General features: G+C 50.4%; 10 protein-coding genes. 4 read left to right on the top strand and 6 right to left on the bottom strand.

All coding sequences use genetic code 11. From position 1 onward, the window contains the following. Nucleotides 1–16: 16 nt before the first annotated feature. A complete protein-coding gene (locus AC07OI_RS15400; RefSeq protein ID WP_495257833.1) occupies nucleotides 17–763 on the bottom strand; it encodes a DUF6882 domain-containing protein in 747 nt (248 codons plus the stop codon). Between the two features lie 92 nt (nucleotides 764–855). Then, nucleotides 856–2,193 (bottom strand): GH1 family beta-glucosidase, encoded by a 1,338-nt coding sequence (locus AC07OI_RS15395; RefSeq protein ID WP_495257832.1) that lies wholly within the window; start codon nucleotides 2,191–2,193, stop codon nucleotides 856–858. 901 nt (nucleotides 2,194–3,094) lie between these two features. On the opposite strand from AC07OI_RS15395, the gene AC07OI_RS15390 reads away from it, so the two are divergent. The 3 genes from AC07OI_RS15390 (at nucleotide 3,095) to AC07OI_RS15380 (ending at nucleotide 7,959) form a co-directional block, all read left to right on the top strand. Continuing rightward, on the top strand, nucleotides 3,095–4,429 hold the full coding sequence (locus AC07OI_RS15390; RefSeq protein WP_495257831.1) for an MFS transporter: 1,335 nt from the start codon (nucleotides 3,095–3,097) through the stop codon (nucleotides 4,427–4,429). Between the two features lie 954 nt (nucleotides 4,430–5,383). Further along, nucleotides 5,384–6,769 (top strand): pyridoxal-phosphate dependent enzyme, encoded by a 1,386-nt coding sequence (locus AC07OI_RS15385; RefSeq protein WP_492703601.1) that lies wholly within the window; start codon nucleotides 5,384–5,386, stop codon nucleotides 6,767–6,769. Further along, nucleotides 6,766–7,959 carry a trans-sulfuration enzyme family protein gene (locus tag AC07OI_RS15380; RefSeq protein ID WP_492703600.1) on the top strand — a complete coding sequence of 398 codons (1,194 nt, stop codon included), beginning with the start codon at nucleotides 6,766–6,768 and terminating at the stop codon, nucleotides 7,957–7,959. Before AC07OI_RS15385 ends, AC07OI_RS15380 begins: the two co-directional genes overlap by 4 nt. Before the next feature lie 49 nt (nucleotides 7,960–8,008). Here AC07OI_RS15380 and AC07OI_RS15375 read toward each other — a convergent pair whose 3' ends face one another. From AC07OI_RS15375 to AC07OI_RS15360, 4 genes are all read right to left on the bottom strand, one after another. Continuing rightward, nucleotides 8,009–8,905: a hypothetical protein gene (locus AC07OI_RS15375; RefSeq protein WP_495257830.1), complete on the bottom strand. Its 897-nt coding sequence runs from the start codon at nucleotides 8,903–8,905 to the stop codon at nucleotides 8,009–8,011. Between the two features lie 130 nt (nucleotides 8,906–9,035). Next, nucleotides 9,036–10,139 (bottom strand): tryptophan 7-halogenase, encoded by a 1,104-nt coding sequence (locus AC07OI_RS15370; RefSeq protein ID WP_495257829.1) that lies wholly within the window; start codon nucleotides 10,137–10,139, stop codon nucleotides 9,036–9,038. Between the two features lie 2 nt (nucleotides 10,140–10,141). Then, on the bottom strand, nucleotides 10,142–13,093 hold the full coding sequence (locus AC07OI_RS15365) for a LodA/GoxA family CTQ-dependent oxidase (RefSeq protein ID WP_495257828.1): 2,952 nt from the start codon (nucleotides 13,091–13,093) through the stop codon (nucleotides 10,142–10,144). 251 nt (nucleotides 13,094–13,344) lie between these two features. Further along, a complete protein-coding gene (locus tag AC07OI_RS15360) occupies nucleotides 13,345–14,097 on the bottom strand; it encodes an NUDIX hydrolase (RefSeq protein ID WP_492703596.1) in 753 nt (250 codons plus the stop codon). 156 nt (nucleotides 14,098–14,253) lie between these two features. Here AC07OI_RS15360 and AC07OI_RS15355 point away from each other — a divergent pair, with 156 nt between their 5' ends. After that, nucleotides 14,254–14,823, top strand: a complete 570-nt coding sequence (locus AC07OI_RS15355) for a 2OG-Fe(II) oxygenase (RefSeq protein ID WP_492703595.1) — start codon at nucleotides 14,254–14,256, stop codon at nucleotides 14,821–14,823. Nucleotides 14,824–14,829 lie beyond the last annotated feature (6 nt).

Below are 14,829 nucleotides of genomic sequence, written 5' to 3'. Positions count from 1 at the left end.
CTCATCTGTAACTATCTCAGGCTGTTGAGATTTCACGTATCAGTAAAAAGCTGGCACCGCCTTCACGTGGACTGCGGTAAATACCTCTAGCATTGAGTACATGGGCAGCAACTGCAGCCATTTCCCAGGCATTCACTTCTTCCGCTGTCCATTTCGGTGTAGTCAGGCATGGATAGTCATGCACCTCACCAAAGTCACGCACTGCCTGCACACGGGCTCTTACATTTTCAAGCAAATGGAAGTTTGCCCAAGCCCACAGCCATGTGTCTGTCCTGGAGGAATAAGAACCTATGAAATCTATTTTGGCGACGACAGCTGCTACGCCATCATTGGAAAAGACCAGCTCCCCTTTTACCTGATCCCAGTCATAACGCTGATGAGAACCCAGGTCAAATTCTTGATTCAACTGCTCAGTTTTCTTTTGCAAGTCTTCATAACAGGTATCAAGAAAATTATTCCATGTAGCGAGTGCCTCTCCCTCAATCCTGTTCAGACTGGCAGAGCGTGCATCTTCATAGCAGCCGTGACACAGCAATTTGATGGGCACAAGGTCTTCATTACGTTCATTCCATTCACCCTCGGCCTGGTAATGTACGTCACATATTGCACACCAGGCATCCGGCCAGGGATTGTCAGCATCAGGGTAATCACAATGCCACTTTTGCACAGCCTGGGCTATCAAGTGCTCACATACATAAGTCGTGTGCGCCTTGCCATGCCGTGCGCATTCAAGCTCATCTGATTCTTCCAGTCCTTCATCCATATGAAATTCAGGTATTCGTTTTCGAAAACCAGAAATTAACAGGAAAAACCAGATCTGGCTATTTACTTTTTACCGGAAAAATAGGCAAGAACTCATTTATCCTGCAACTGCACACTGACAAAATCACGGTACCAATATGCACTGTCTTTCAAGGTACGCTGCTGTGTCGCATAATCCAGATAGACCAGGCCAAAGCGCTTGGCATAACCTGAGTTCCATTCAAAATTATCAAGCAGGCTCCAGTAAAAATAAGCTTGCACGTCGACACCACCAGCTATCGCATCATGCATGGCCTGAAAATGCAGTTGCAGGTACTTGATACGCTGCTCATCATGAACTTTGCCCCCCTCAAGTTTGTCGGCAACTGCCATGCCATTTTCAGTAATATAAATCGGTGGCAAGGCAGGATATTCAGCACGCAGCTTCAGCAACAAGTCTGTCATGCCGGATGGGTAAACTTCCCACCCCATGTCGCTAAAGCCCAGCTTGCCGTCCGGCTGCTTGGGTGGATTATCGGTGCTGACAAAAGCGCGGAAATAATAATTCACACCAAGAAAATCCAGGGGCTGACGGATAATATCCATGTCTTCTGCATGCACATGGAACTTACTCATGTCCATGCGATCCAGTGCTTTTTGTGGGTAAGAGCCTTTGAATATGGGGTCCATGAACCATTTTACAGAACGTGCATATTCCCACTCAGCCTGGGCAATATCTGCTGGCGAATCCGTAGCGGGCATGGCTGGCCACTGATTCAAAACTATGCCCAGTTTCGCCGGGCAATTTATCGCGCGCATGGCTTGCAGGGCCAGACCATGCGAGAGCAAAAGATGATGCGACACCTGTATCGCCAGCGCAGTGTCAGCCACACCCGGCGCAAACTGGGCATTGCCATAACCAAGATTTGCCGTGCACCAGGGTTCATTATGAGTAGCGATACTGGCAACGCGGTGACCAAAGCGGCGCGCTATTTCTGCCGCATATTCAGCAAAGCGCAAACAGGTATCGCGATTCAACCAGCCACCCAGATCTTGTAAGCCCTGGGGCAAATCCCAATGATACAAAGTCAAATGGGCAGCAATGCCATGTTCTTCCAGTTTATCCAGCAAGTTAGAATAAAATTCAAAACCTTTTTCATTCCAGTCACCATAACCCAACGGTTGCACACGTGACCAGGATACTGAAAAACGATAAGCCTTTAATCCCAGATCAGCGATGATGCCAACGTCCTCAGCATAGCGGTGGTAATGATCGCAAGCCACGTCACCTGTGCTGCCATCAATGATAGTGCCGGGTGTATTGGTAAAGGTATCCCAGATCGAGGGTCCACGACCATCAACATTGGCAGCTCCTTCTATCTGATAGGCACTGGTGGCAACGCCCCAGGTAAAAGCGGAGGAAAATTCAGGCATCGTTGATAGATTAGTCATGGTCTGGTTTTTGGATAGGTTCGCTTTAAGCATTCATGCTCTTTTTATATATCGCTATGCCTCGTAGCTGAGGAACTGACCTGCTGGTCAGCCATTCTTCTTTTGCAGCTTGAGCCAAACTCAGGCGCCCAAATTCAACGAAGCATGCATTTAAACTGAAAACGTTTTCAAATCAAGATAAAAACTGATTCTTTGATCATCAATCAGGGCCAAAATCCAAATTTCAGCCTGATCACCAAAATAATCAAAATAAAGATTTTTTTTACCAATCAAATGAAAACGTTTTCACAAACCGGAATTTATCACCGGATATTTAGCCTGTCAACGTCTTGCTCTTTCAATTTATATCTTTTCCTATGAAAATATCTTGGATTAATGTGAAAAATGAAATTTTCAAAATGCCATTCCCATTATTTTTTCACAATTTATTTTGAAATCAGTTTCAACTGATTTCACAAACTGAGTTAAAGATACTTTTTTGCGCTGACTCGCTTACAACATGATTTCAAGTCAAAAATCTTAAGCCTCATAGCTAGAAAAGCCCTGCAAACATGTATGTTTTGTGGATATTAGCTGCTCAAATCATGGGACAGTTTTTTATGTGCTTATAAAATTTTTTGTTTATGGCGTGTGTCACATTAAAAATTCATGCTATTCTGCGTTTGAAAAGGTTTTCATAAATAAAACTGAATACTGATTCCATTAAAACTCAATTACAAAATTAACGAGACAGCCTGCCAACTCCTTTGTCAGTAAGTTTTAGCCAAATCGTCTATAAGAATAATTTGGCATAAGCAGACCTGCGAGTGAGCGTCAAAAAACTATGCATCGCATACATTGGGGCGATGAAATAATTAAGACCAGCAGGCATGCCGCCCACTTGAAAAGAAGCGTGCAGCCCATGATTACTGAAACAGAAATCAATATTCCCCCGACAAAGCCCGTCCGGAAATCCCCGTTGTTCTGGGTGCCAACGACCTACTTTACGATGGCACTGGCATATATGATGCTGACTAATGTCAGCGCCATCATGTTCAAGAACATGGGCATGGACAATGGCAAGGCCGCTGAATATGCGAGTTACCTTATCCTCGCCTATACCATCAAGCCCTTGTTCGCTTCTTTTGTAGAAATGTACAAGACCAAGAAATTCTTTGTCATCTGCACGCAGTTGATTATTGCTGTCGGTTTTGTCGGCGTCACCCTGGTCATGTCCTTGCCCAACTACATGCTGATACTGATGAGCCTGTTCTGGATCATTTCATTCCTCGGCGCTACCCAAGACATTGCTGCAGATGGTGTATACGTCACCTCGCTTGATAGTAAGGCGCAGTCACTATATTGCGGTATCCAGAGCCTGAGCTGGAATATAGGCCCCATCGTTGCGGCAGGTGGACTGGTTTATTTAAGTGGCAAACTGCATACCGATTTCTTTCATCATGACCCCAAGGTTTTCGGCGCTGACTGGATGGATGCCTGGCGCGTCATCTTCCTGATTGTGGCAGGCATCATCGCCCTCATGGCAGCCTGGCATTTACGTACCATGCCTGATGGTGCGAAGGCAGAAAACACACCAACCAATGTTAGCGAAGCCCTGTTCATCTTGCGCGATTCTTTCGTCACTTTTTTCCAGAAACGCGATGTCTGGCTGATGATAGGCTTTGCCTTCCTGTTCCGTCTCAGCATAGGATTTCTCGAAAAAATCGGCCCCTTCTTCATGGTTGATCCTGTCGCCAAAGGTGGTCTGGGCTTGTCGAATGAAATGCTAGGTCTGACCTATGGCACTTACGGACTGATCGCCGTGTTACTGGGCTCTTTATTGGGTGGCTGGTTTGTCGCCAAACGTGGCTTGCAACCTACCCTGTTCATCCTTTGCTGCGCCGTGAACATACCCAACGCCAGCTTTCTGGTGATGAGCATCTTCCAGCCAGAAAGCCTGTGGCTGATCACCGTCGGTGTTGCCATCGAAAAATTCTTTTTCGGCTTTGGCTCAGTCGGCTTCATGATCTACCTGATGCAGCAGTTAGCCCCTGGCAAATACACCACGACACACTATGCCTTCGGTACCGGTCTCATGGGCCTGTGCATGATGGTCACAGGCGTCATCAGCGGCCATTTACAGCAATTGCTGGGTTATACAAATTATTTCATCTTCGTCATGCTGGCTACTATCCCCTCTTTTGCGGTATGCTGGTTTGCGCCTTTCCATCAAGAGGAAGAGTCACCAGGATCCTGAAATGATCAGCACACAATAAAATAAAAGCGGCTCGTCCCAACCGTTCACGCTTTAACGTAACAAGTCCCCCACTTTCAATGCCGCCTCGTGCGGCATTTACTTTTGCGGGCTGTGGATAAAGTGAACAGATTCACTTTATATAGACTCTTCACCAGTATCAAAGAAATATAAATCAAGGTCGCGTTGGTGTTGCCGTTGATCTTGGTGCTGCCGTTGCTTTTGAAGTTCGCAGTTCCCATGTGTCGATGCCTTTGCTGCATGACAGAAAATGGAAATAGAAAGTCCGATGTTCGAGCGTAGCGAGTTTTCGGACTTTCCCATTTTTTGTCATGCAGCAAAGGGAACCCCACAGGGGCAGCGACGCCTGGGTCGCCTTTTTGGCACAACTTTTTGGCGAAGCAAAAAGGTGTGTAGCTGCCGGTCTACCACCGGCCTGCAATCGCAAATTACGTATACGGATTTTAAAAATCTAATCCATAAACTCCCTCAAGCCTGAAATTAATAGACCTCCCGGTACACTAATAACGCCACTGGATTCCAGCCAAAAACACGCTGGAATGACGCTATATAGATTGCCGTTATGCACTGATCAATCTACCCACCAAAGCCAGGCACCCTCCAACTTCATATCAGAGCGATTTGACAAATAACATAAAACTACAGTAAATCCTCAGTGCCTCAATAAAGAATCCACGCCAAACATAAATACACAAGGCTTTGATATAAGCAAACCGCATATACCCCAACAATTTCCCAAACTATGGCTATACTATCCCCATACTTGCCACTTTGACCTCAAAATAGCCTTGCCAAAATGCAAGTAAACCATTTTCCAACTATGCTTAGTTGGAAAAATTCCTTAGCCTCAGGAGATGAAATAGCTAGCATAGCTGCCTCATAAACAAATGCTAAACCTGTTGCACCCCTATTGTATGCACCCAGGAGCACACTAAGATGACAAAACAAACTGATCCCGCAGTACTTGCGTTGATTGGCAATACGCCCATGGTCAAGGTTACCCGCTTTGACACAGGGCCATGTGAATTATTCCTCAAACTGGAATCACAAAACCCTGGCGGCTCCATCAAGGACCGCATAGGCAGGTCAATGATAGAAACTGCAGAACGTGAAGGCCGCCTGCAGGCAGGCGGTACCGTAATCGAGGCAACGGCTGGTAATACCGGCCTGGGCCTGGCACTGGTGGCGCGTGCCAAGGGTTACCGCGTGGTGCTGGTGGTACCGGACAAGATGTCCACAGAAAAAATCCTGCACTTGAAAGCCATGGGTGCAGAAGTCCACATCACACGCTCTGATGTCGGTAAAGGGCATCCAGAGTATTACCAGGACTATGCTGCACGCCTGGCCAGGGAAATACCCGGCTCCTACTTTGCCGACCAGTTCAATAATCCGGCCAACCCGCTCGCGCATGAAACCACGACAGGACCAGAAATCTGGGCACAGACTGACCACAAAGTCGATGCCATCGTCGTCGGCGTAGGTTCTGGCGGTACGCTGACGGGCCTGACGCGTTATTTCAACAAGGTCCAGCCCGAGCTGGAATTTGTACTGGCCGATCCAAAAGGCTCGATATTGACTGAGTACGTAGAGACAGGCAATATCAATGAAGTCAGCGGCTCATGGGCAGTCGAGGGCATAGGTGAAGACTTCATCCCCGGCATTGCCGACCTCAGCGCTGTAAAGCACGCCTATACCATCGACGATGCTGAAAGCTTTGGCACGGCACGTGAACTGCTGCGCGCCGAAGGCATACTGGCAGGTTCTTCCACCGGCACCCTGCTGGCCGCAGCACTGCGCTATTGCCGCGCCCAGACTACGCCCAAACGCGTAGTCACCTTTGTCTGCGACACTGGCACACGCTATCTGTCCAAGGTATATAACGATAACTGGATGACAGACCAGGGCTTGCTCAAGCGTAAAAACTACAACGATCTGCGCGATATCATCAGCCGCCGCTTCGATGAAGGTGGCGTCATCAGCGTCAATGCCAGCGACACCCTGATGGTGGCGTTCAACCGTATGCGCAGTGCCGATATCTCGCAATTGCCTGTCATACGCGATGGCGCGATTATCGGTATCATTGATGAATCAGACCTGCTGTTGAAAGTATCAGCCGATGCCAGCCTGTTCCGCAGTGCCGTAGAAGACACCATGACCAGCCAGATAGAAACCCTGGCACCGGATGCCAGCATCGCCGCATTGCGCAGCACACTGGACCGAGGTCTGGTCGCCATCATTGCAGCCAACAAACCGGAAAAGCAGTTTTATGGCCTGATTACCCGCTTTGATCTTCTTAACCATATGCGCAGGACACTTTCATGAGCTATCCCGAATACAAGAAGCCTACTCATCCGCAAGCCTTTGGCACGCGTGTCATCCACGCCGGGCAATTCCCCGATCCGGTTACGGGCGCCATCATGCCGCCTATCTATGCGACATCCACCTTCGTCCAGGACAGCCCTGGCGTACACAAGGGCCTCGATTATGGCCGCTCACACAATCCCACCCGTTGGGCGCTGGAGCGTGCAGTAGCTGACCTTGAAGGCGGCGCGCAGGCATTTGCCTTTGCCTCCGGTCTGGCAGCGATTGCCACAGTGCTGGAAATCGTCGACAGCGGCGCCCATATCATCGCCGGTGACGATATGTACGGTGGCAGCTATCGTCTGTTTGAACGCGTACGCAAACGCAGCGCTGGCCTGCAGTTCACGTATGTGGACATGACCAAGCCAGAAGAAGTACTGGCTGCGATACGCCCCGACACCAAAATGCTGTGGGTAGAAACACCGACCAACCCCATGCTGAAACTGGCCGATTTGCGGGCGATTGCAAAAATCTGCCGCGAGCACAATATCATCGCCGTAGCTGACAATACTTTTGCCAGCCCCAAAGTGCAGCGTCCGCTAGAACTGGGTTTTGATATCGTCGTCCACTCAATGACCAAATACCTGAATGGTCACTCCGATATCATCGGTGGTATCGCTATCGTTGGTGGCGAAGCCCATCAGGCAGACTGGCGCGAGCGTCTGGGCTTCTTGCAAAACTCTGTTGGTGCAATAGCCAGTCCCTTCGACAGCTTCCTCGCCCTGCGCGGCATCAAGACACTCAACATCCGTGTTGAACGCCATAACTCGAATGGCCTGGACCTGGCACGCTGGCTGGAAAAGCAGCCCAAGGTCAGGAAAGTGTATTACCCTGGCCTGGAAAGCCACCCGCAACATGAGCTGGCCAAACAACAGATGGATGGCTTTGGCGGCATCATTTCCATAGAGCTTGATACTGACCTGGCAGGCGCACGCCGCTTCCTCGAACGTTGCGAAGTATTCGCACTGGCCGAAAGCCTGGGTGGCGTAGAAAGCCTGATAGAACATCCAGCCATCATGACGCATGCAACGATCCCGGCAGAACAAAGGGCCAAGCTGGGTATCACCGATTCATTCATACGCCTGTCGGTAGGCATAGAAGATGTGGAAGATTTGAGGCAGGATTTGCAGTCTGCGCTAGATGCGGTTTGATTAAAAAGTAGTTCACAAGCCCGGCATAAATAACCGGGCTTGTATTGTTTTACTCGCGATACCAATCCGGCAGAAGGCTCTTGCTACCGCTGACTAACTGATACTTGCCTTTGGCTTCATCAAAGCGATACGCCATGCTTGAACGCGGTGTACTGGGGATGACTTCATAAGTTGTATAAGACTCACCACCATCACCATTGTTGGTGGTTTCTTCCGGTGTAATTTCACGGTACTCAACCATCCTTGCATTTGAACTCAATACGATTTCACCAGGTGTAGTTTTGCCTGGCTTGATCTGTAATTTGACTTTGATATCCAGACAATTCCCGGACTTCCCGTCCCTGTCATTCAGACGTAGACGTTCCGGTTTACCTAAGTCCTTCTTCATGCGCGCAAGACAATCTGCATTATTGAAGGCATTCATGGAAGATAAAAAATCTTCATTTTCAGCAAGCATGCTGATGAGCTGATGTTGTCCCAATTTGTACAACCTGGTCCACGTACTTTTTTCCTGATGCTGGTAGCCACCATATTCAAGCAGTAGCCCTTGCGTGGATGTCGTCAGATCGACGAGTTTGACCAGCTTGACTTCATGTTTGGACAGCAGGGTATCAATCTCATCTTGCCTGGCTTCAAGCAACCATTTTTCTCCATCGCGCTTGAACCAGTAGGCCGCCAGTACGTCGCGACTGACCTGATCGACACTGATCGGCGTAGCCTTCACCAACATCATTGCCCTGTCCACATCCAGCTTAAATACCCTTAAGGGTGCAAGCGCCATACCTTTCTTTGAGACGTCTCCATCCCGGATTTTCAGTATGGGCGGTTTGACGATAGAGTTTTCCCCCTCTTTCTGCCAACCTTTGAAAACCAGCTTCATTAGTGCATCAGGTTCAAGAGTATCGGCATACTCTGTTTTGGAACATGCAGCCACAAACAAGAGCATGGACAAGAATATGCATCGCAAGAAATAAGACACTGACACCATCCCAGGCAAAGAAAGCGACAATTCTAGCCGAGGGTTTTTAATGCATACAGGCGCTTCACGTCTGCTTACAATTTTGCAGCAAAGAAATTCAGGCGGCAATGAAAGTAGCATTGCGCCGCTGCCAGAACGGCTGATCTGCCCAGCGTTGCTCCTGCTGATACCAGACTTGCAGATGATGCAGGTAAGCTGCCTGGATGGAGTTCAGTTCAGCTACATAGCCAGCTTGTGCATCACCATCATAATGAGACACCGCTTCTGCCGCTGCCAGACCTGTGTACAAGGCATTGAATATGCCTTGTGAAGACAGAGGATCAAAACTCAAAGCGGCATCACCAACGGCCAGCCAGTTGGACCCGGCAAATTGTTCCAGCACTGCGGTGTGGGCAGCACAATATCCATGCTGCTGTCCTGGCACAAAACCATATTCATCAAGACAGGTTGACAATTGCGTGTTCTGGCGCAAACGCTGCAACAGCCCTTGCTGATGATTGCAGGCTGCCGCTGCTGGTAAATCGGCATCGGTGTAGAACGCTACAATGCGGCCCTGCCCTGGCAGGGATGAGCTATACCACCAGCCGCCCGCCTCGGCACTAATGTGGCTGGAGGCTGCAATATTCTCAGTATCCCTGCCGACCAGCCAGCTGCAAACCAGCTTGTCCATGGCTTTGCGGGCAATGCCCAGCTGCCGCGTCAACAGTGATTTTCTACCGCTGGCATCGATCAGCATTCTGGTTTCCACCTGCACCGTCTTGCCCTGCACCTCGATGACAGCATCCCAATATTCAGGATTGCTTTTTGCCGGTGCAAAAGAAAGCAGCTTGCTTTGCCTCAGCAAAGCCGCGCCACGCTCTTGCGCGATATCCTGCAGCCAGCAATCAAAACGGTGACGGTCGAGATACCAGCCATGGCCATCAAGATTGCGCATGGCGTCCTGCTCGGTCGCCAGATCACTGCCCCAGTGACTGACATTCAAATGCGCAGGCTGATGGCCCTGCTGCAAAAATGCCTCATACAAACCCATGTCAGCCAGCAGCTTGCCGGCTGCGGCTGGCAGGGATTCACCTATACGCATGGCTGCTGGAGGTGCTGCTTCCAGCATCACTACTTTTTGAAACGGTGCCAGGTTCAAGGCAAAGGCAGAGCCCGCAGGCCCTGCCCCCAGTACCAAGGCATCTATCTGCAAAGTTCCCACGTCTAACGATGCAGGCCACGCGGGAAGCGGCGTACTTTTTCTATCGTCATGATATCGACAGATTCAGCATTCGTCACTTCTGCGGCCCCTACCCTGGCGTGCTCCTCATGTGCTACGTGCTGAGCATTTGGTGCAGGCATGTCGGCAATAGGTATATGCTGGTCTTCGACTTCAAACTCCGCCGGGAAGTGTGCATGATCTGCCGGGCCAGGATGCACTTCAACCACACCGAGATGATCAAAATGATGGATCATATTATTGATCTGGTCGGTATAACTGGTGCTGCCCAGTGGGTTGATCCAGGAGGCACGGTTGGCAAATGCGGCCAGCCTTTCACCCAGCGGCTTTTTCTCATCCATGACGACAGCATAGTTTTGCTTGGTCAGGACCTGATTGGGTACGCGCGCTGGCCAGAAGCTCGGCACGTAAGGATCATACGACTTATCGTAACCGGAGCGGCAGCTTGCAGTATCTGTCTGCCAGGGCACGGCCATCCAGCGGGTGATGCCGCCAGCCTGCTGGCCGTACAAGGGGCCATTAGGTATGGTGACACCATCGCTGGTCAGTATCTCACCCAAGCCAGGTGCGATCCAGCCATCGAGTGCATGGGCAAAGCGGAAAGGTGCCATATACATGGTGCTGGCCCGCACTGGCCATGTCATTTCGCAGCCTGGGTGGAAGGCATCGGCCAGGCAAAAATCCAGTGCTGCCTGCGTCAGGGTATCACCTTGCTGCTCCAACGGCACCTGGTCTATGCGCTCTGCATGCTTGCGATCAGGGTCGTAATCTTCTACAAAATTACCTTCTGCCCATTCCATCAACATGGCCAGTTGGGTGGCTGTCAGCGAGGCATTTTGCCTTGGTGTTTGCGCTGCGGGGATAGCCATGGCATCGCCATACAACCAAGGCCAGGGCTTGGGTGACCAGGCATCGACTTCATAGTTACGGAACTGGTTGGCAATGGTACGGCGCAATTCTACATAGGCGGTGTTATTGCTGGCCAGACGTGATAAAGCATCTGCACTGGTGAGGTCGATAGCCCCCTTCCAGCCAAAGCCTGCATTGAAGCCAGCATTTACCCATTGCAAGCCATTCAGGCGTTCAAACAGGGGCAGGATGTCGAAAGTGAAACTGGGGCGTTTTGGTTTGGGCAAGGTGCCAGCGGTGATGGCGACATCGCGCATCAAGTCCCACATGGTGCGTACAGATTTTCTTTGTGGCGCATAATTGGGTGGTGCGACGACAACCCAGCCTGGTTCTACCATCAATTCCAGCCCCTCATACACGACCTTGGCATTGATAGGGCCATCAGAAGTATCATCATGCCAGCCTTCATTATTGGCAAAGGTGATGGCGCGGCTATTATCGTAAGAGGCGGAAACACCATGTCCACCCAGCACAATCAGCCTGCCTTGCTCATCAGTAAATGCCTCACCGAGATACACAGGCTTGCCCATGAATTTGCCATCATCAAAACGCTGCGGCTTGGCTTTTTTGCCGCTGACTTTTCTTTGCTTGGGCGTGATGGACAGCATGCCTCTGTCCGGCACAGCCGCATTGCGCAAGGTAGTTTGCGGGGCAGATGCAGCTTCAGGTATATCCAGCGCCAGCTGAAAGCCATACCAGGCAGACTTGGTATTGGCCAGTTGCACCTGCCACTCTACCTTGGCATTGTCGGCATTGAGTTCCTTGACGATCTCGCCCTTGGCATTCACACCATATACACGGAACCTGGCTCCCTGGCGCTTGAGTTTTTTGTGGGCGTCGCGGTAGTAACCTGGTGCCTCTGGTTTTGGATAAGGCACTTCCGGCCCCAAAAACCATTCCTTCTCACTGGTGCCTACACGCGCCACACCTATGGAGGGGTAAATCGCTGCCTTGACGATGCAAGTGTCTTTGACGACTGGTTCTGCTTTTGCCTGCGCTACCGAGTGAAAGGGACAGCCTGCAGTCGGGGAGCGCGGTTCACGCGGGTCTTGCAGGCTTTGTCCATTGGCTTCATGCCTGGCATCTGCGCCTGCTGCATACACGACTTTGCGCGCCTCGGCGATAGAACCCACCGGCGCCTGTGCTGGCGGCACACGCCAGATATTGAAAGCCAGGCCTTGGCCATATTCAGACTGGCCACGCACGCTGATATCCTGCTGCGGCAAGATCAGAGTGGCTACATGGATGAAAGGGCTTTCTGATTCCGGCCATTCCACCGTTGCCTCATCCAGCGGCATGGTCTTGGGATTGGTACGCAGTTGCACCATGAAGCGGAACTGGTATTCACGCTTGGCCAGACGGTTGCACATGTCGACTGCCAGATAATCGCGCTCATCATTTGGCACATTCTCTGGCGGCGTGACAGGCTCCAGGCGGTATTTGACGTATTCTTTCTTTCCAGCCTGGAAAGGCAGGATGGCCCAGTAAGTCGTGGTCAGGGTACTACCCTCGACCTTTTCCATCTGGTCCAGTATTTTTGCAGTCTTGGGATGTTTTTTCAGATAGCCGGGATAGTCCTGTGCGACCACACCAGCATAAGTAAACTCCACCATCTCCTTGGCGTTATCGACAAAGAAGACCGGGAAGTTTTGCATGATGAAGTCAGCCGTGTCGCCATCATCACCCAGCGCCTTGGGGCCAGGCACGCCAAACAGTTTGATACCTATGCCCAGAGTTGAATACAGGTCAGGTGAAGTCGGCGTAGTGTCGCTGGAAAACCTGACCCAGGCATCCAGGCTGTCATGCGCAAAAACGCCGACCTTGAGTTTGGCAGGTATTTTCTTTTCCATCACCAGTCTGGCGCTGGCAACCCCATGCAATTTGCGGAACACCGCACGCTCCGCCGGACGCTGGCCCAGTTTGATGCGGTTTCCTTGCGCTATCCCGACGAACATTTCGGTCAAACGCTCAGGTGCCTGATTGGCCTGGTCAAAACATGGCGGAATGGGGTCTTGATCTTTGCTCATACACTGTCTCCCTTTTTGTACTGAATGCGGACTTTGGCTTTGGCTGGTGCGCACGTTGACACGGACATTTGCCGGACGCACATAGCAAGCGAGTCCAGCAAACATGAAAATCAGGAATGCAGGATGATTATTTGATAATATTGAATTTTCGTCAAGTTCAGATGGCCGCAGATGTGCACTTTTGACAAAACTTGACGATGTTGGTTTGGGGCATTAGCTCAAAACGCCCCAAACTAAAGATGCAGGAAAAACTATTTCGCCCCGACTTCACCCGTCATCAGACGATTGAAATAGACCGTACCCTGTCCTTTGCGCAAACCATACAATTGCGCCGGGCGATTACTGCCGAGACGCCATTTGCCGGGTAACTCTTCGAGGAAGTCACCTTCCCTGATGCGCTTGCGAAACGCGCTCTTGTCTACCAGGCGCCCGAGCAAAATCTGGTACACGCGCTGCAGTTCTGACAGGGTGAATTCTTCCGGCAACAAATGTGCAGGCAGGGACGTGTATTCCACCTTGTTGCGCAGGCGCTGGACTGCAACATCCAGTATCTGCGCATGGTCAAAAGCCAGCTTGGGCAGACCCTCGTCCGACTCAACCGGACACCAGCGCACGGCATCTGCATTGCCACCATGACTGAGTGTAATGCGGTCAGAAGAAATCAGGGCGAAATAAGCAAAGGTAGTAGACCAGCCACGCGGATCACGGTTGCGGCTGCCGAAACCCTGCAATTGCTCAAGATATGGTGCCTCGACCCCTGTCTTTTCCTTGAGCTTGCGCAGGGCTGCACCATCCAGGTCTATATCATTGTGGATATCAATAAAGCCGCCAGGCAAACTCCATTGCCCCTTGCAAGGATGATCACCCCGCTTGACCAGCAAGACTTGCAAGGCCTGATCCCTGATCGTGAAAATTACCAGATCTACGCTGGTCAGGGGGACATCATAGTCATGGATATTGTAATTGAGCAGAAATTCTTTTTCGCTTTGCTTAGCAGTCGCCATGCTTTTCCCCTGAGTATTCAATACCACCATTGTAAGCGATAGCAGCATTTAGTACAAATCCGTCACTAAGTTCGTAAATATTTAAAACTAACTTAGTTGATATTTACAACAAAGTATCTTATATTACTGTCAGAGCGAAACAAAACCGAGAACGACATGGAACTCAATAACTACGGCGCAGGCGTCTTTGGCATCAAAAACTTTATCACTGAAGAAGAATGCGAACGCATGATCTTTACCAGTGAACAGATGGGCTATGAAGAAGCCATGATACAGACTGGCACAGGCATGCGCATGTACAAAGATGTGCGCAATAATGACCGCGTTATCTTTGATGACAAAGTCCTGGCAGCTGCCATATTTGAAAGAGCAAAACTGTTCCTGCCTGCAGAATTGAAGGAATGGACTCTGCTGGGCCTGAATGAACGTTTTCGCTTTTACCGGTATGAAGAAGGCCAATACTTCAAATGGCACAAGGATGGAAACTATGCCCGCACAAAAGACGAAGTCAGCTTTTTAACCCTGCTGATCTATCTCAATGGCGACTACACGGGCGGCAGCACTTCATTTCGCTGGGAAACCATACAGCCAGAAAAAGGCATGGCGCTGGTTTTCCCGCATATGATGTTGCACCAGGGGGCGCCTGTGGAAAGCGGCGTCAAATATGTCTTGCGTACGGATGTCATGTACCGTAACACTGCGACTACAGATGCACCTGCAGCATAATGGCGG

Source organism: Undibacterium sp. GW821-FHT07F11 (assembly GCF_059418665.1).
The sequence above is the reverse complement of the archived record's forward strand: the minus strand, read 5'-3'. Positions and strand labels throughout refer to the sequence as shown.

What these genes read in the sequence shown, in the direction of transcription:
- AC07OI_RS15400 (WP_495257833.1), bottom strand. Translation starts at nt 763, where the DNA reads ATGGATGAAGGACTGGAAGAATCAGATGAGCTTGAATGCGCACGGCAT.
- AC07OI_RS15395 (WP_495257832.1), bottom strand. Translation starts at nt 2,193, where the DNA reads ATGACTAATCTATCAACGATGCCTGAATTTTCCTCCGCTTTTACCTGG.
- AC07OI_RS15390 (WP_495257831.1), top strand. Translation starts at nt 3,095, where the DNA reads ATGATTACTGAAACAGAAATCAATATTCCCCCGACAAAGCCCGTCCGG.
- AC07OI_RS15385 (WP_492703601.1), top strand. Translation starts at nt 5,384, where the DNA reads ATGACAAAACAAACTGATCCCGCAGTACTTGCGTTGATTGGCAATACG.
- AC07OI_RS15380 (WP_492703600.1), top strand. Translation starts at nt 6,766, where the DNA reads ATGAGCTATCCCGAATACAAGAAGCCTACTCATCCGCAAGCCTTTGGC.
- AC07OI_RS15375 (WP_495257830.1), bottom strand. Translation starts at nt 8,905, where the DNA reads ATGCTCTTGTTTGTGGCTGCATGTTCCAAAACAGAGTATGCCGATACT.
- AC07OI_RS15365 (WP_495257828.1), bottom strand. Translation starts at nt 13,093, where the DNA reads ATGAGCAAAGATCAAGACCCCATTCCGCCATGTTTTGACCAGGCCAAT.
- AC07OI_RS15360 (WP_492703596.1), bottom strand. Translation starts at nt 14,097, where the DNA reads ATGGCGACTGCTAAGCAAAGCGAAAAAGAATTTCTGCTCAATTACAAT.
- AC07OI_RS15355 (WP_492703595.1), top strand. Translation starts at nt 14,254, where the DNA reads ATGGAACTCAATAACTACGGCGCAGGCGTCTTTGGCATCAAAAACTTT.